Here is a 16,397-nt window from a genome sequence, read left to right as displayed (position 1 = left end):
CCCCCCCCCCCCCCCCCCCCCCCCCCCCCCCCCCCCCCCCCCCCCCCCCCCCCCCCCCCCCCCCCCCCCCCCCCCCCCCCCCCCCCCCCCCGGTCGGGCGGTGGCCTACCTGCCGCCGTCGTCCGCCGGCCGGCCGCCGGTGCCACCGGTGTCGTCGGAGCCGGAGGCGCCGCCCCCGCCGCTCCCGCCGCCGTTGCCCGTGAACCTGTCGCGGAGCTTGCCGCCCAGATCGCCCGCACCGCCCGCGATGTCACCGACCAGCTTCATCAGCGGGTCCTTGCTCGTACGGACCGTGTCCGCGTAGTGCGCGGCGGAGTCCCGGATCGAGTCGCTGACCGAGGTGTCCTTGTCCTCCGTACGGCGCGGGTAGTGCCCGTCCATGATCCGCTGGAAGTCGCGGCTCTCGCCCCACTTCTTCAGCTCGGCGGCGCGCACCGTCGTGAACGGGTGCGTACGCGGCAGGACGTTGAGGATCTTGAGAACGGAGTCGCGCAGATCGCCCCCCGCCTCGTACTCCGCCGCCTGCTCCAGGAACGCGTCGACGTTCATCTCGTGCAGATGGTTGCCGCCCGCGATCTTCATCAGACCGCGCATCGACGCCTGCGGGTCCTGGCCGACCAGCAGCCCCGCCCGGTCCGCCGACAGCTCCGACTTGCGGAACCACTCGCGCAGCGCCGACACGATCGCCATGATCGCGACATTGCCGAGCGGGATCCAGGCGACCTTGAGCGCGAGATTCGTCAGGAACAGCAGGATCGTGCGGTAGACGGAGTGGCCGGACAGCGCGTGGCCCACCTCGTGGCCGACGACCGCCCGCATCTCCTCCTCGTCCAGCAGCTCGACCAGACCCGTGTTGATCACGATGATCGGCTCGTCGAGCCCGATGCACATCGCGTTGGGCATCGGGTTCTGCGCGACGTACATCGTGGGGACCTTCTCCAGGTCCAGGATGTAACAGGCGTCCAGCAGCATCGTGTGCAGATGCGCGAACTGCACATCGCTGACCCGCACCGAGTCGGAGAGGAAGAGAAGGCGCAGGCTGCGCTCCGGCAGCAGGGCGCTCATCGCCTTGAAGACCGTGTCGAAGCCGCTCAGCTTGCGCAGCGCGACGAGGGCCGAGCGGTCCGCGGGATGTTCGTACGCCCGGGAGGAGATTCCGGGGAAGCGCTTGCGCTGCCGGCTCGGCACCCTCTCGTGACTGGCTGCCCCGTGGCTGTCTTCGGTCATGGAAATCCCCTGTTCGTACGAGTCGTCGGCTCGTCCCCCTGACAGGCCCCACCGTATGTGCTGCCGATACGGTTGTGCGTGGGCCGCGGTGCGCCGTCGTCGACATCAACGTCCGAGTCGGCGTGAGGGTGCCCGAAGGGCCCGCATACGATGTGCGCGAAGTCTCCGCCCCCGATCGAATGGGTCCTGCCGAAGATGAGCCTCTACAGCACCGCAGCCAACCTGGTCACCGTCGCCGCCGAGGGCGGCGAACACAGCGGCAACCACGAGAGCCTCAATGCCTACCTCACGGGCGGCGGCGCCCTGTTCGCGCTGCTTCTCATGCTGTGGATCACCACTCGCTTCAACCGCGATCGCTGAGAACGGAGCCGTAACGCCGTGCCGGTAGGCTCCGCAGGCATGGGAGAGCAGGAAGCGTCGGCCGCCGGCGCGAAGGGCGGCGCCAGGCGCCGTCTCGGTGTGATGGGCGGGACGTTCGACCCGATCCACCACGGACACCTGGTGGCGGCGAGTGAGGTGGCCGCGCTGTTCGACCTCGACGAGGTGGTGTTCGTACCGACGGGACAGCCGTGGCAGAAGAGCCAGACGGCGGTCTCCCCGGCCGAGGACCGCTATCTGATGACGGTCATCGCGACGGCCTCCAACCCGCAGTTCTCGGTCAGCCGTATCGACATCGACCGTGGCGGCAAGACCTACACCACCGATACGCTGCGGGATCTGCACTCCCTGCACGGCGACGCGGATCTCTTCTTCATCACCGGGGCGGACGCGCTGTCCCAGATCCTCAGCTGGCGGGACGCCGAAGAGCTGTTCGCGCTGGCCCACTTCATCGGTGTCACCCGGCCCGGACACGATCTGACGGACGACGGACTGCCCAAGGGCGGCGTCTCGTTGGTGGAGGTGCCCGCGCTCGCGATCTCGTCGACCGACTGCCGGGGAAGGGTCGCGCAGGGCGATCCGGTCTGGTATCTGGTGCCGGACGGTGTGGTGCGCTACATCGACAAGCGCCAGTTGTACCGCGGCCAGTGAGCCGCGGAGAGGGGCACCGGTGAACGACCAGCAGCCGTACGACCCGTACGACCCGTATTACCAGCAGCCGCAGATCGTGGGCTACGACGAGTACGGGCAGCCGGTGTACCGACAGCAGCACCAGCAGCAGGAGCCACAGCAACAGCAACAACAGCCCCAGGCGCAGCAGTACGACCCGTACACGCAGCAACAGGGCTACGGCTACGACCCGTACGGCGCGCAGCAGGCCGCCCCGTACGACCCGTACGCCCAACAGCAACAGCAACAGCAACAGGGTTACGGCTACGACACCGGCCAGCAGCCGGCGGCCGTCGACACCACGCAGTGGAACATCCCGCAGCAACAACAGCCGCCGCAGCAACAGCAACAACACCAGTCCGCGCCGGTCGAGGAGCCTGCGGCGCCCCCCGCGGCCCCGTCCGCCCCGGCTCCCGAGCCCGCCGTACCCGGCCAGCGGCGCTCCGCCCCGGACGGCGAGTACAGGACCGAGCAGTTCTCCTTCATAGAGGAGCCGGACGCCGAGTCCGAAGACGTCATCGACTGGCTCAAGTTCACCGAGAGCCGCTCCGAGCGCCGCGAGGAGGCCCGCCGGCGCGGTCGCAGCCGCGTCGTCGCCCTGGTCGTCGTCATGGCGCTGGTGGTCGTCGGCGGTGTCGGCTACCTCTGGTACGCGGGCAAGATCCCCGGCCTCTCGGACGGCGAGGAGAAGCAGAACACCGCCACCGGGCCGCAGAAGCGCGACGTGATCATGGTGAACCTGCACAACACCAAGAGCAAGGACACCTCCACGGCCCTGCTCGTCAACAACGAGACGACCAAGCAGGGCACCACCGTCCTGCTGCCCAACTCGCTCGCCGTGGCCGACGGTGAGACCGGCGCCACCGGCACCCTCGCCAAGTCCATCGCCGACAGCGGCTCCCAGTCCACCCGCGAGTCCGTCGACACCCTGCTCGGCACCAAGATCTCCGGTACCTGGCGGCTCGACACCCCGTATCTGGAGAACCTGGTCGAGCTGGTCGGCAACATCGACATCACCACGGACACCGAGGTCCCGGCCGCCAAGAAGGGCGAGGACCCGCTGGTCACCAAGGGCGAGGAACAGTCGCTGAACGGCCGGGCGGCCGTCGCGTACGCCACGTACCTCGCCGACGGTGAGTCCGAGGTGAAGCAGCTACAGCGCTTCGGCGCGGTCATGCAGGGCGTCCTGCGGAAGATCTCCGAGGACCCGAAGGGCGCGACGATCACCGTCGAGACCCTGGCGCAGATCCTCGAACCGCCGATGACCGAGCAGGACCTCGGCGCGGCGCTGGCGAACCTCGCGGCGCACGCCAAGGTCGGCGACTACAAGACGACCGTCCTGCCCGTCGCCGAGGACGGCAGCCTCGGTGAGAAGGCGACCGAGACCGTCGTCAAGGACATCCTCGGCGGTACCGTCAGCGCCCCCGAGCAGGGAGCCGCACTGCGCGTCGGTGTGAAGAACGCCACGGGTGACGGCGCGGACAGGGACGCCGCGCGGGTCTCGATCATCAACGGCGGCTACACCTTCGTCGATGCCGGTTCGGCCGACCCGGCCGCGTCGTCGCAGGTCACCTATGGTGACGCCAAGAACAAGGCGCAGGCGGAGGAGGTCGCCAAGACCCTCGGACTGCCGGTGAGCGCGGTCAAGAAGGGCAAGGCCGCGCCCAACGCCGATGTCTCGGTCACCCTCGGTGGGGACTACGAAAGCGGCTGATCGAAAGGCCGCACCGGCTTGTCGGCGGTCCGTGAGACCCTGGGGGTCTCCAGACCGCCGACGAAAGCATCGCCTGTGACCGCCACGGACCGCGCCATCGAGCTCATCAACACCGCCGCCCAGGCGGCGGCAGACCGGCTCGCGCACGACATCATCGCCTACGACGTCAGTGACGTGCTGTCGATCACCGACGCGTTCCTGCTCGCCTCCGCTCCCAACGACCGTCAGGTCAAGTCGATCGTGGACGAGATCGAGGAGCGTCTCAACAAGGAACTCGGCGCCAAGCCGGTGCGCCGCGAGGGCGACCGTGACGCCCGCTGGATCCTGCTGGACTACGTCGACATCGTGGTCCACGTCCAGCACAGCGAGGAGCGGGTCTTCTACGCGCTCGAACGCCTCTGGAAGGACTGCCCGGAGCTGCCGCTGCCGGAGGACGCGGTCAAGACCCGGGGCAAGGGCGCCGAGCACGCCGAGGTGAACGGCTCCGTGGACGGTGAGCTGAGCTGAACGGCAGCAGAGGCGGCAGGGGCCGCCGCGTCATCCTGTGGAGGCACGGCCAGACGTCCTGGAACGTCGAACGCCGCTTCCAGGGCACGACGGACATCGAGCTGACGGCGGACGGCGTGGCCCAGGCCCGTCGTTCCGCCCGGCTGCTGGCCTCGCTGCGGCCGGACGCGATCGTCGCCTCCGATCTCCGTCGGGTCGTCGCCACGGCCGACGAGCTGGCCACGCTGACCGGGCTCCCCGTCAGCCACGACTCCGCGCTCCGCGAGACCTACGCGGGCGCCTGGCAGGGCCTGACCCACGAGGAGATCGTGGAGCGGTTCGGCGAGGAGTACCGGGCGTGGAAGCGCGGTGAGCCCGTCCGGCGCGGGGGCGGCGAACTGGAGACCGAGGTCGCCGACAGGGCCGCGCCCGTCGTGCTCCGGCACGCCGACAAGCTCCCCGACGGCGGCACGCTCGTCGTGGTCAGCCACGGCGGCACGATCCGCACGACGATCGGCCGGCTGCTCGGTCTTGAGGCGCACCACTGGGAAGGTCTCGGCGGCCTCTCCAACTGCTGCTGGTCCGTCCTGGGCGAGGGCGCCCGGGGCTGGCGTCTCCAGGAGCACAACGCGGGGACGCTCCCCGAGCCGGTGCTTGGCGACGACGACTGAGCAAGGCCCGGACCGCCTGCGGACGCCGTCGGAACGACCGCCGAGCGACGTCGGCCGGCGCCTGCCGGACCTCGTGGGAAGGGATTTCACTTTCCGGCTGGTCGCAGGCTAAGGTTCTTCTTGTTCAGGGCGCCGAGCGCCGAGAACACGAGGGGCTATAGCTCAGTTGGTAGAGCGCCTGCATGGCATGCAGGAGGTCAGGAGTTCAATTCTCCTTAGCTCCACATCTTTCCGCACCATGAATCCCGTTCTCTTCACGAGGGCGGGATTTTCCGTTGGCCGGGTTCTGTGTCCCACCGATCGCGGCGGGCCGGAACGTCCTCACGCGGGGCCCGGAGGCACCCGGTCGCCGTTCCGACCCGACCCGGTGGAGCGGGTGCCGTACGCCGGAAGGTAACGGCCCGGCCTGATCGTGCTGCTCCGCTTGCGATGCCATGACAGAATCGGACCGCCGGAGGGGGACGACGGCACGGACGGGGAGGAGAGAGCGCGATGCCCGCCAGCAGCATCGACCAGGTCGGTGATCTGCTCGCGGCGGCGGAGCCGGCCACCGGCCCGAGCTGTCCGTCGTGCGGTTCGTCCCATGTGGCCCAAGTACTCGGAGACAACGGCGGAGTTTCCTACATGTGCACGGCCTGCGGCCACAGCTGGAGCTGATTGATGGGTGCGCACAGGAGAAAATGCGACTGGTGCGGCAGCGGTACGCCCATCGTCAGGGACATGGAACCGCTCAACGCCTCGTTCCAGTACTGGTGCGCGGAGTGCGCCCGCGCGCTCATCATAAAAGGCGACCCGATCGAGACCTACCGGGAGTTGGAGGGCGAGCCCATCTACGGGCGGCTCCTGGACGAGCACTGCGCACTCAAGCGCTTCTACTCCTTCGCCACCGCGTAATCGGCGCGTACCGGTTCCTTCCGGCCGGCGACCGCCAGATACACCAGCATCCCCAGCGCCATCGTCGGATAGATCGCCGTGAGCACCATCTGCGACCGGTTCTGGGCGAGTTCAAGCCGTTCCACGGCGCCGTGCGGCACCCGCCACAGCGCGTACGACCAGAAGCCCACCCCCACCGCCACCGCCCACTCCGTCCTGCCGTGCGCCACCAGCAGCAGCACCATCGGCACGCACCACACCCAGTGGTGCGACCAGGAGATCGGACTGATCAGCAGTGCCGTGGCCGCGCAGGCGACGGTGGCCTCCGCCGTCCGTCCCCGGCGGGCGGCGGTCACCGCGACGGCGAGCCCCGCCACGGCCACCACCGTGGCCACGGGGAGCCACCAGTGCGAGGGATCGACGGTGTGCAGGGCGCGCGCGAACACCCCGCGCAGCGACTGGTTCGCGGCGCCCTCGACCCGGCCCACCCGGTCCGCCCGGAAGACGATCTCGGTCCAGAAGCGGTGGGAGTCGGCCGGCAGGACGACCGCCGACGCGACGGTCGCGGTGAGGAACGCGCCCATCGCCACGCCCGCCCGCCGCAGCCAGGGGTTCCAGCCTGCCTCGCGGAACCGCAGCAGACCGGTGATCAGCAGCATGACGGCGAAGAGCGCCGGTGTCAGTTTGATCGCCGCGGCGAGACCGATGCCGACGCCCGCCCAGCGGTGGCCGTCTCGGCGGGTGAGGTCCCACAGGACGGCCACACCGATCAGCAGATTGATCTGTCCGTAGCGCAGCGTCGTCCACACCGGCTCGCACCAGACGGCGACCGCGGCCACCCACAGGACGGCGGCGGGCTTCACCGCGTCCCGGAACGTCAGCCTCAGTGAGAGGTGGACGAACGCCACGAGGAGAAGGAGGTTGCCCGCGGTGGCCAGGGTGCGCATCTCGGGGACGGGCAGCAGGGTCAGCGGTGTGAACAGCAGTGCCGCGAACGGCGGGTACGTCGTCGGCAGACCCGCCCGGGTCGCGCGCATCGCGTAGAGGTCGAGCCCGTCGATGACCGTACGGCCCTCGGCCCGATAGACCATCAGGTCGATCATCGAGACCGCGGCGAGGCGCTGCGCGATCCAGAATCCCGCGAAGGACAACAGACAGACACCGGCGCCCGCGAGGACGGACCGCCGGACGGCGGTCACTCGCGTGAGCGCGTGAGTGGTTACGGTCACGAAGGGTGACAGTAGCAGTACTATCGGTGCATATCGGAAACGATTTGGCGGTGGGCCTCGGGGACCGTGTAATGTTGGCACCGCCGCCGAGGGGATGCCCGGAGCGCGGTACATCGCAAGGGGCTATAGCTCAGTTGGTAGAGCGCCTGCATGGCATGCAGGAGGTCAGGAGTTCAATTCTCCTTAGCTCCACATCTCGAAGTTCCCGTCCGGACACCGTGTCCGGGCGGGTTCTTCTCGTTGACAGCCCGTCGCGGAGGAACACCGTGTCCAACTCGCCCGCCGCGCCCGGCCTCTGGCACCGGCTGCTCGATGTGCTGAGGTGCCCCCTGTGCGGCGGGCCGCTCGCACCCCCGCACGGTGTTCCCGAGCCCTTCGAGACCCTCCGGGGCGTCAAGTCCCTCGGCTGCCCGGCGGGCCACTCGTTCGACATCGCCCGCCAGGGCTATCTCAGCCTGCTGACCGGCAACGCGAACACGGCCAACGCCGACAACGCGGCCATGGTGGCGGCCCGGACGCTGTTCCTGGAGGCCGGTCACTACGAACCGCTCGCCCGTACGCTGGCCGGCACGGTCGCCCGGCTCTGCCCGCCGGACGGCACCGTCGTGGACGCCGGCGCGGGCACCGGCTACTACCTGGCGGCCGTCCTCGACGCCCTGCCCGGTGCCGTGGGACTCGGCCTCGACGCGTCCAAGTTCGCGCTGCGGCGGGCCGCCGGCGCCCATCCGCGGGCCGGAGCGGCGACCGGCGACATCTGGAAGCCGCTGCCCGTCGTCAGCGGCGCCGCCGATGTCGTCGTCAACGTCTTCGCACCCCGCAACGGCCCGGAGTTCCGGCGCGTCCTGCGGCCGGACGGCGCCCTCGTCGTCGTCACCCCCACCGCCCGCCACCTCGGTGAACTCCCCGCCAGCCTGGGCATGTTGTCGGTCGACGCCGCCAAGGAGGACCGGCTGCACCGCACCCTGTCCGGTCACTTCCGGCCGGAACGCGCCGATGTCGTCGAGCGCGCGGTCACCATGACCGGCCAGGACGTGCGTGAGCTGATCCTGATGGGCCCGAGCGCCCACCACCTCGGCCCGGAAGAGGTGCACCGGAGCGTCGCGTCGCTCGACACGCCGCTCCCGGTGACCGTCTCCTTCCTCGTCTCCGTCCACCGGCCGCTCTGACACCCGTCCCGGCGCGCCCGGACCTGCCTTCCTACGAAGGACGACGCGTCAGCGCCCCATGCCGAGGGCCTTCCTGCCACCGCCCCGCGGCAGGGCCGCCGGGCCTCCCGGCCGGACGGGGCGCTGCGGCTCCGGCTGTTCGATACGGAGCGCGAGCGCCGGGCAGCGCCGTACGGCGCGCTGGGCGCGGCCCCGCAGATGCATGGGTACGGAGGCGTCGGCGAGCGCGGGGAAGCCGTCGGGGCCGAGCCTGATCAGCTCGGGCACGATGTCCGCGCAGAGGCCGTGGCCCTGGCAGAGCGTCCAGTCGACCGCCAGCTTCTCGCCGCTCGGGATCGACTCCTCCGCGGTCTGGTAGCCGGGGCCCGGCAGCGGCAGCACACCGGTGGTGTCGCGACCGCAGCCGCCGTCCAGCACATGCGCGGCGAGGTCGTCGGTGAAGGCGGAGAGGGTGGACATGAAGAAGCGCGCGGAACCGTCGGGGTGTTTGCACGCCCCCCGCCCCCGTACCGCCTGGGTGACCTCGCGCAGCGCCTCCAGGGCCGCGGGACCGCCCCCGTTCAGTACGTCGCTCAGGCCGCCCGCCGCGGCCGGCAGGCCGAGCCTGCACGGCCCGCACTGGCCGGACGTCTCGGCGGCGAGCCAGTTGGCCACCCGCAGCGCCTCGCCCAGCGGGCAGGTCTCGGGGCCGATCGGCAGGATCGCGCCCGCGCCGAGGGAACCGCCCACCGCAGCGAGGGACTCGCGCGAGACGACCGCGTCGTGCGCGGCCACGGAGTCGATCCAGTTGCCGTGGTAGCCACCGGTCAGCACGCCCTGGGGGAGCGGCGGCGCCCCGGCGAGCTGGAGTACGTAGCGCAGCGGCACCCCCGTCGGCACCTCCACGACCATCGGACGCGCGACGGCGCCCGAGAGGGTGAGCATGACCGTGCCGGGCTCCGCGTCGAGCCCCGTGTGCCCGTAGCGGCGCGCGCCGATCCTGGCGCCGATGGCGAGTTGCGCGTACGTCTCGGCGTTGGACAGCAGTGTCGGGGCGCCTCCGATGCCCGACTCGGCGGCCCGCACACGGCGGCCGGGCGGCAGGGCGGGCCCGCCGTTCGCCGCGCGGATGACGGACGACGCCTCACCGGAGACCATGCGCTCGGGCGTACGGACCACCCGCGCCCGCAGCTGCTGCCCGCGCCGGTCGGACAGGCCGCGTTCGGCGAGCGCGGCCCGCATCGACATCTCGGTGGAGTTGCGGGTGACGGCGACGACCAGGGTGCGCGCCCCCAGCGCCTCGGCCGCCAACAGGGCGCCGTCGAGTATGAGATGGGGCGCCCGGTTGAGCAGCACCGTGTCCTTGCGGCAGGCCGGCTCGCCCTCACTGCCGTTGACGACGACGACGGGGCGCACCCCGCGCCGGATCGACGCCTTGGCGACGGCGCGGAGCTTCTTGCCGAACGGGAAACCGGCGCCGCCGCGTCCGCGCAGGGTGATGTTCTCGGCGAGCTGGGCGAGCAGTTCCCCGGTCATCGGCTCCAGCGGCCCGTGCACCTTCAGATGCATGGCGAGGTCGAGTCGCTCGACGAGGTCGAATCCCTGTGTCAGCTGGGGAAGGCCGACGACACGGACTTCGGGGACATCGGGGAGAGGGGCGTTCACGGTCGGTCTCCTGCGGGTGGGTACCAGGGTTCACCGGCACTCGGGGTTCCCCCGCCGTCGGCGGGAGGCTGCCGGAACGTGTCGTCCGACTGCCGGTGGGGGGCGGCTTGTTGGCGGGTGCCGGGCCCCGGGGCGGCGTCGGGCTGTGAGTAGGGGGCCGACCGTAGGTACGTGCCGGACCGCTGGTTCGTCTCAGTGCGCTGGAAGGTCTCCCGCCGCTGGTGGTCCTGCTGGTACGGCGACGGCTGCCGGTACGGGTCCGTCACGGGCGGCGGCGCGGCGCTGGCGGCGCCCTGCTCGTGGGCGCGGGCCTGGACGGGGGGCGGGGGCGACGGCGTGGGCCACAGACCGGCCCCGGCGGCCGACGGCTCGCTGATGACCGGTATCTCCTCGGTCATGGGGACGCGCTCGGCGTACGGGACCTCGGGCGATGTCAGCGGGTCGGACGGACCCGCGAAGGGCGGGGGCGCCGGCGCGGGGGCCGGTGTGCGCGCCGAGGGGTCGGCGCCGAGCGAGACGGCCCGGTAGCCGGCCGACAGGCCCGTACCGGGGCCCGTACGGGGGAGGCCCGTACCGGCACCCGGGGCGCCGCCCGCACCGGAACCGCGTCCCTGGTCGACGAACGTGTCCGCCAGCGGGTCGGCGTGGGCGGCCGAGGGCGGCGCCGGCGGGGCGGCGGCGTACGGCGCGGCCGACGGCGGCGGAGTGAAGGAGTCGGGGACGAAGGTGTCCGCGAACGGGTCCGCGCCCTGCGGGCGCCCCGCCTCGTAAAGAGGCGGCGACGGCGGGGCGATGCGCGGCGGTACCCGCGCCGCGCCCAGTGGCGGACCGAGCGGCAGCGCCGACACCGGGGGAGAGGCCGGGTCGGAGGCGGAGCGCCGGCGCGGGAAACGCTGCTCGAACTCCACCCGTGGCAGACCCGCCGTACCGGGCAGCGGTTCACGGGTCGGATCGCGGCGCTCCGACTGCTCCGGTTCGGGGATCTCGCGCACGCCGCCGGTCAGGGTGAGGATCCTGTCGGCGAGGCGGCGCTGGACCGGGGGCGGCAGCAGCCGTACGGAGACGGCGCCGATGACGCCGATGAGCGACAGGCAGTACAGCGTCATCACCCAGGTGGCGGCGGCACGCCCCGCGTACAGCCCGTGCATCAGCGCGAAGCACCACGCCGGGTACGCCAGCATGTGCAGCGCGCGCCAGCGGCCGGCGATCCGGCCGGGGACGGCGAAGGCGCTGCGCAGCGCGCCCGTCGAGGCGGCGACGACCATCAGGAACCCGGCGAGCGAGCCGAGGCCGATGAGGCCGCTCGTGCCGGTGATCCCGAGGCTGAAGGGCAGTACGGCACCGATCAGCGCCACATGCCCGAGCGAGACCTTCACCGTGGCGTGCAGCAGCAGGAAACCGAGGGACGCCATGGCCGTGAACCGGTGGATGCCCTGGGCGAGCAGCCGGTGACGCGGGGAGAGCAGCAGCCGGTCCGTGGCCATCAGGCCCCAGGCGACGGCGGCCGTCAGGGAGACCAGCGACAGGACACCGGTGGTGAAGTCGAGCATCGCGCGGAACCCGTCACTCCCCGCGACGGCCAGGAGAGGGATCAGTACCAGCGCGGCGACCGACAACCCTCCCTGGACCGAGCGGCTCATGCCGTGGCTCGGGGGAAGCGATGAACGGATCTTGTGAAAGTTCATAGGGGCAACTCCGAATGGCTCGGCAAAGCGGTCCCGTTGCCGCATGCTAAGTCGCTCCATACCGGGCAGTACGCCGTTTGCTGGTTTAACGGGCGGACGGAGCGTCAACTGCCCCTGGGGATGCCCCGGATAGGGTCGATACGCGGGGTAACTCGGGCGTCGAAGGTTCGATGAATCACATAGAGGCCAATGACCTGTTCCCGTCTCGAACGATCCTGTATGGCCGTCGAACGCCCCGTCGCTGTCGCGAATCGCCGTCGCCGCCGCCGGACCGCACTCTCCATACCGCCCCGAATGCGGCATGCGAGCGCTGTGTCCGCTGCGGTACCCTGCTCGCATGCGTGCCGTACGCCTTCTGCTTGGCGAGCCGCGCTGATCAGTACCGACGGATGACCGGTCCGGTCGGAATCAGCGTGGCTGCCCCTCCTGTGCGAGGGGTTTTTTCATTCCCGCGGCAGAGACGATCGATGGAGCTTCAGAGGACATGAGCGAGACGAATCCGGCCGCCGCCGGCGCGGAGACGACCGCACCGACCGCGCCGCACCGCTACACGGCTGCCATGGCCGCCGACATCGAGGCACGCTGGCAGGATTTCTGGGACGCGGACGGCACCTACCGCGCGCCGAACCCGACGGGTGACCTGGCCGGTGACCCGGCCGTCGTCGAGCGCCCCAAGAAGTACGTCATGGACATGTTCCCGTACCCCTCCGGGACCGGACTGCACGTCGGGCACCCGCTCGGCTACATCGCCACCGACGTCTACGCCCGCCACCAGCGCATGAGCGGCTACAACGTCCTGCACACGCTCGGCTTCGACGCCTTCGGCCTGCCCGCCGAGCAGTACGCGATCAGCACCGGCACCCACCCCCGGGAGTCGACCGAGGCCGCCATGGAGAACATGACGCGGCAGCTGCGCCGACTGGGCCTGGGCCACGACAAGCGGCGCTCGATCGCCACGATCGACCCCGAGTTCTACCGCTGGACGCAGTGGATCTTCGTACAGATCTTCAACTCCTGGTACGACCCCGAGGCCGGCGCGGCCCGCCCGATCACCGAGCTGGTGGCCCGGTTCGAGAGCGGCGAGCGCCCGACGCCGGACGGCCGCGGCTGGAGCGCGCTGAGCGAGAAGGAGCGCGCCGACATCCTGGGCGGGTACCGCCTGGCGTACGCCTCCGACGCCCCCGTCAACTGGTGTCCGGGCCTCGGCACCGTCCTGGCGAACGAGGAGGTCACCGCCGACGGACGCTCCGAGCGCGGCAACTTCCCCGTCTTCAAGTCCAAGCTGCGCCAGTGGAACATGCGCATCACGGCCTACGCCGACCGGCTGCTGGACGACCTGGACGCGCTGGACTGGCCCGACGCCATCAAGCAGCAGCAGCGCAACTGGATCGGGCGCAGCGAGGGCGCGCGCGTCGACTTCCCGGTCGGCGACGCCGGTGCCGTCACCGTCTTCACCACGCGTCAGGACACGCTGTTCGGCGCCACGTACATGGTGCTGGCGCCGGAGCACGAACTGGTCGAGAAGATCGTGCCCGCCGCCTGGCCCGAGGGCACGCACGACGTGTGGACCGGCGGCCACGCGACGCCCGCCGACGCCGTCGACGCGTACCGCAAGCAGGCCGCGTCCAAGTCCGACGTCGAGCGGCAGGCCGAGGCCAAGGACAAGACGGGCGTCTTCACCGGTGGCTATGCCACCAATCCGGCCAACGGCGAGCGGATCCCGGTCTTCATCGCGGACTACGTGCTGATGGGATACGGCACCGGCGCGATCATGGCCGTCCCGGCGCACGACAGCCGTGACTTCGCGTTCGCACGCGCCTTTGAACTGCCGATGCGCTGCGTCGTGGAGCCGAAGGACGGCCGGGGCACCGACCCCGCCGAGTGGGACGACGCGTTCGTCGCGTACGAAGCCACGATCGTCAACTCGTCGGCTCCCGCCGTCACCCTGGACGGTCTGGGTGTCGTCGAGGCCAAGGCGAGGATCACCGAATGGCTGGTCGCCGAGGGGATCGGCGAGGGAACCGTCAACTTCCGGCTGCGTGACTGGCTGTTCAGCCGGCAGCGGTACTGGGGCGAGCCGTTCCCCGTCGTCTACGACGAGGACGGCGTCGCGCACGCGCTGCCCGAGTCGATGCTGCCGCTGGAGCTGCCCGAGGTCGACGACTACTCGCCCCGCACGTTCGACCCGGACGACGCGGACACCCGCCCCGAGACGCCGCTGTCGCGCAACGAGGAGTGGGTCTCCGTCGACCTGGACCTGGGCGACGGCAAGGGCGTACGGCGCTACCGCCGCGAGACCAACACCATGCCGAACTGGGCCGGTTCGTGCTGGTACGAGCTGCGCTACCTGGACCCGCACAACACGCGGGAGCTGGTCGACCCCACCGTCGAGCGGTACTGGATGGGCCCCCGCGAGGGCATGCCGCACGGCGGCGTCGACCTGTACGTGGGCGGCGCCGAGCACGCCGTGCTGCACCTGCTGTACGCGCGCTTCTGGTCCAAGGTGCTGTACGACCTGGGCCATGTCTCGTCCGTGGAGCCGTTCCACAAGCTGTACAACCAGGGCATGATCCAGGCGTTCGTCTACCGCGACAGCCGCGGCATCGCGGTCGAGGCGGCCGAGGTCGAGGAGCGCGAGGACGGCCACTGGTACCGCGGCGAGAAGGTCAGCAAGCTGCTGGGCAAGATGGGCAAGTCCCTGAAGAACGCGGTCACTCCGGACGAGATCTTCGCGGAGTACGGCGCCGACACCCTGCGGCTGTACGAGATGGCCATGGGCCCGCTGGACGTCTCACGGCCGTGGGACACCCGCGCGGTGGTGGGCCAGTACCGGCTCCTGCAACGGCTGTGGCGCAATGTGGTGGACGAGGCGACCGGAGAGGTCACGGTCCTCGACGTCCCCGACGCCGACATCGACGTGACGACGCTGCGCGCCCTGCACAAGGCGATCGACGGCGTCGGCCAGGACATGGCCGCGCTGCGCTTCAACACCGCCATCGCCAAGATCACCGAGCTGAACAACCATCTGACCAAGACGGGCGCGCCGATCGCCCGCTCGGTGGCCGAGCGGCTGGTGCTGCTGACGGCGCCGCTGGCGCCGCACGTCGCCGAGGAGCTGTGGCGCAAGCTGGGGCACACCGGCTCGGTCGTGCACGAGGCGTTCCCGGTCGCCGACCCGGCGTATCTGGTGGACGAGTCCGTCACCTGCGTCGTCCAGGTCAAGGGCAAGGTCAGGGCGAGGCTGGAGGTCTCCCCGTCGATCTCGGACGCGGATCTGGAGGCGCTGGCGCTGGGTGACGCCGCGGTGGTCGCGGCGCTGGGCGGCGCGGGGATCCGGAAGGTCATCGTGCGGGCGCCGAAGCTGGTCAACATCGTGCCCGCGTAGCCGCCTACGGCGCGGAGCGAGGGGAGTCCCGGCGGGTGTCGGCGGCGGCTCGGGGGCTCTACGGGGTCTTCCCGGGCCCCGGGCGGGCACGCGCACGGCCTGGTGCCGGTACAGGGCTTTCCCCTACGGGCAGTTTGAGGGTTCCGGCGGAACCCTCGGGCTGCCCGTTCCGTTTACCGTGGAGGTACCGACGTCGACACCGGAGAGGCATCCACCATGGAGGCCGTGCTTTTGATCGTGGCGCTGCTCTTTGTCGCATTCGTGGCCCTGGGCGTGTTCGTGAGCGTCAAAGCGGTCCGCGCGGCGAAGCGGGGTGTGGACCGCACGATCACGCAGGCCCGCCGGACCGTCGAGGACACCACCCTGAGAGCCAAGAGCCTCGGGCAGACCGGAGTGACGGCCGAGCTGGCGCAGCTCCGGCTCTCGCTGCGTACGTCCATGCGCGCCACCCAGGAGGCGCTGCGGGCCAACGAGGCGGAGGACGCCTCGTTGGCCGAGTCCATCAGCCTCTTCCAGCGGCTGAGTGTGTACGGGCGCGAGCTGGACGACGAGCTGAGGCGGCTGGAGCGGGACCCGGACCGCGCGACGATCTCGCAGCGCCTGCCCGAGCTGCGCGACCGTACGGAACGGATCACGAAGTCGGCCGATTCGCTGCGCTGGGCGGCGAGGGACCGGGCGCGGAAGTTCTCCGAGGACGAGCTGACGCTGCTGAGCGAACAGATCGACGTCGAGTCCGGCGCGCTGCGGCACTGGTCCGCGGTGGAACCGGACGCGGACCGGAACGCGCACGGGGACCAGAACGCGCACGGGGACCAGAACACGCAGGCCGGGCAGAACACGCGGACGGGGCCCGTGCGACCGCAGCCGATGGAGTGGCCGGAGCCGGAGACGTCAGCCCCGGAGCAGACCGGGCAGCCCGGCGGGCGCACCGAGCGGGCGGAGGGCGCGGAGCCCACGCTCGCCGACCAGACATGGCCCCAGCCGCCGCCCGTCGCCGGACGGCCACAGGCGATCGACCCGCCGGACCCCCGGCAGACGACCTATCCGTGGCAGGAGAAGTCCGCACGGCCGGAGACGACGAACTGACCGGAGCGACCGCCGCGTGTCCGCTCACCGCCGATGGGCGGTGGTTGCGGATGTCCGGGGCGGGCACACGCATGGCGGACGGCAGGCCGTCAGACGCACGGCACCGCCGGGACGAGAACGTGGAAGCAGGAAGAGGCGGAAGCCGATGGGGACCTCTTCGAATTCACCCGCCGATTCACCCGGC

Annotated in this window: 14 protein-coding genes and 2 tRNA genes; 12 read left to right on the top strand and 4 right to left on the bottom strand. The window is 71.0% G+C overall.

Features of this window, described 5'->3' with window-relative positions:
• Positions 1 to 105 precede the first annotated feature (105 nt).
• Entirely contained in the window at positions 106 to 1,227 is a 1,122-nt protein-coding gene (locus ACZ61E_RS13915) for a M48 family metallopeptidase (RefSeq protein ID WP_469699862.1), read from the bottom strand.
• Between the two features lie 150 nt (positions 1,228 to 1,377).
• On the opposite strand from ACZ61E_RS13915, the gene ACZ61E_RS13910 reads away from it, so the two are divergent.
• From ACZ61E_RS13910 to ACZ61E_RS13875, 8 genes are all read left to right on the top strand, one after another.
• A complete protein-coding gene (locus tag ACZ61E_RS13910) occupies positions 1,378 to 1,587 on the top strand; it encodes a hypothetical protein (protein ID WP_469699875.1) in 210 nt (69 codons plus the stop codon).
• Between the two features lie 39 nt (positions 1,588 to 1,626).
• Entirely contained in the window at positions 1,627 to 2,256 is a 630-nt protein-coding gene (nadD, locus tag ACZ61E_RS13905) for a nicotinate-nucleotide adenylyltransferase (RefSeq protein WP_469699861.1), read from the top strand.
• A 19-nt stretch (positions 2,257 to 2,275) separates the two neighbouring features.
• Positions 2,276 to 3,988 (top strand): LCP family protein, encoded by a 1,713-nt coding sequence (locus ACZ61E_RS13900; RefSeq protein WP_469699860.1) that lies wholly within the window; start codon positions 2,276 to 2,278, stop codon positions 3,986 to 3,988.
• 75 nt (positions 3,989 to 4,063) lie between these two features.
• Positions 4,064 to 4,495, top strand: coding sequence for a ribosome silencing factor (rsfS, locus tag ACZ61E_RS13895; RefSeq protein ID WP_469699859.1), 432 nt, complete (start codon positions 4,064 to 4,066; stop codon positions 4,493 to 4,495).
• Complete coding sequence (locus ACZ61E_RS13890) at positions 4,492 to 5,145, top strand: histidine phosphatase family protein (protein WP_469699874.1); 654 nt, start codon at positions 4,492 to 4,494, stop codon at positions 5,143 to 5,145. The genes rsfS and ACZ61E_RS13890 overlap by 4 nt, the downstream gene beginning before the upstream one ends.
• A 151-nt stretch (positions 5,146 to 5,296) precedes the next feature.
• Positions 5,297 to 5,369, top strand: a tRNA-Ala gene (locus ACZ61E_RS13885).
• A gap of 268 nt (positions 5,370 to 5,637) precedes the next feature.
• Entirely contained in the window at positions 5,638 to 5,802 is a 165-nt protein-coding gene (locus ACZ61E_RS13880) for a hypothetical protein (RefSeq protein ID WP_469699858.1), read from the top strand.
• Between the two features lie 3 nt (positions 5,803 to 5,805).
• Positions 5,806 to 6,039 (top strand): hypothetical protein, encoded by a 234-nt coding sequence (locus tag ACZ61E_RS13875; RefSeq protein WP_469699857.1) that lies wholly within the window; start codon positions 5,806 to 5,808, stop codon positions 6,037 to 6,039.
• Here ACZ61E_RS13875 and ACZ61E_RS13870 read toward each other — a convergent pair.
• Positions 6,018 to 7,247, bottom strand: coding sequence for a glycosyltransferase 87 family protein (locus ACZ61E_RS13870; protein WP_469699856.1), 1,230 nt, complete (start codon positions 7,245 to 7,247; stop codon positions 6,018 to 6,020). The genes ACZ61E_RS13875 and ACZ61E_RS13870 overlap by 22 nt on opposite strands.
• A gap of 119 nt (positions 7,248 to 7,366) precedes the next feature.
• Between ACZ61E_RS13870 and ACZ61E_RS13865 the strand changes: the two genes are divergently transcribed.
• Both ACZ61E_RS13865 and ACZ61E_RS13860 read left to right on the top strand, forming a co-directional pair.
• Positions 7,367 to 7,439: transfer RNA gene (locus tag ACZ61E_RS13865), tRNA-Ala, on the top strand.
• Positions 7,440 to 7,513: 74 nt separating this feature from the next.
• The gene (locus tag ACZ61E_RS13860; protein WP_469699855.1) at positions 7,514 to 8,413 is read left to right on the top strand and encodes a putative RNA methyltransferase; all 900 of its coding nucleotides are present in this window, start codon (positions 7,514 to 7,516) and stop codon (positions 8,411 to 8,413) included.
• 48 nt (positions 8,414 to 8,461) lie between these two features.
• Here ACZ61E_RS13860 and ACZ61E_RS13855 read toward each other — a convergent pair whose 3' ends face one another.
• Together ACZ61E_RS13855 and ACZ61E_RS13850 are read right to left on the bottom strand one after the other, a co-directional pair.
• Positions 8,462 to 10,057, bottom strand: coding sequence for an NADH-ubiquinone oxidoreductase-F iron-sulfur binding region domain-containing protein (locus tag ACZ61E_RS13855; protein ID WP_469699854.1), 1,596 nt, complete (start codon positions 10,055 to 10,057; stop codon positions 8,462 to 8,464).
• Positions 10,054 to 11,742: a hypothetical protein gene (locus tag ACZ61E_RS13850; protein ID WP_469699853.1), complete on the bottom strand. Its 1,689-nt coding sequence runs from the start codon at positions 11,740 to 11,742 to the stop codon at positions 10,054 to 10,056. The genes ACZ61E_RS13855 and ACZ61E_RS13850 overlap by 4 nt, the downstream gene beginning before the upstream one ends.
• A 484-nt stretch (positions 11,743 to 12,226) precedes the next feature.
• On the opposite strand from ACZ61E_RS13850, the gene leuS reads away from it, so the two are divergent.
• Positions 12,227 to 15,127, top strand: a complete 2,901-nt coding sequence (gene leuS / locus ACZ61E_RS13845; RefSeq protein WP_469699852.1) for a leucine--tRNA ligase — start codon at positions 12,227 to 12,229, stop codon at positions 15,125 to 15,127.
• A gap of 216 nt (positions 15,128 to 15,343) precedes the next feature.
• A complete protein-coding gene (locus ACZ61E_RS13840) occupies positions 15,344 to 16,213 on the top strand; it encodes a hypothetical protein (RefSeq protein ID WP_469699851.1) in 870 nt (289 codons plus the stop codon).
• Positions 16,214 to 16,397: the final 184 nt, after the last annotated feature.

The sequence above is a fragment of the Streptomyces sp. NPDC104581 genome (genome assembly GCF_055583685.1).
Note: the sequence above shows the minus strand (reverse complement) of the source record. Positions and strands in the feature narration are given on the sequence as shown.

What these genes read in the sequence shown, in the direction of transcription:
- ACZ61E_RS13915 (WP_469699862.1), bottom strand. Translation starts at nt 1,227, where the DNA reads ATGACCGAAGACAGCCACGGGGCAGCCAGTCACGAGAGGGTGCCGAGC.
- ACZ61E_RS13910 (WP_469699875.1), top strand. Translation starts at nt 1,378, where the DNA reads ATGTGCGCGAAGTCTCCGCCCCCGATCGAATGGGTCCTGCCGAAGATG.
- nadD (WP_469699861.1), top strand. Translation starts at nt 1,627, where the DNA reads ATGGGAGAGCAGGAAGCGTCGGCCGCCGGCGCGAAGGGCGGCGCCAGG.
- ACZ61E_RS13880 (WP_469699858.1), top strand. Translation starts at nt 5,638, where the DNA reads ATGCCCGCCAGCAGCATCGACCAGGTCGGTGATCTGCTCGCGGCGGCG.
- ACZ61E_RS13875 (WP_469699857.1), top strand. Translation starts at nt 5,806, where the DNA reads ATGGGTGCGCACAGGAGAAAATGCGACTGGTGCGGCAGCGGTACGCCC.
- ACZ61E_RS13850 (WP_469699853.1), bottom strand. Translation starts at nt 11,742, where the DNA reads ATGAACTTTCACAAGATCCGTTCATCGCTTCCCCCGAGCCACGGCATG.
- leuS (WP_469699852.1), top strand. Translation starts at nt 12,227, where the DNA reads ATGAGCGAGACGAATCCGGCCGCCGCCGGCGCGGAGACGACCGCACCG.
- ACZ61E_RS13840 (WP_469699851.1), top strand. Translation starts at nt 15,344, where the DNA reads ATGGAGGCCGTGCTTTTGATCGTGGCGCTGCTCTTTGTCGCATTCGTG.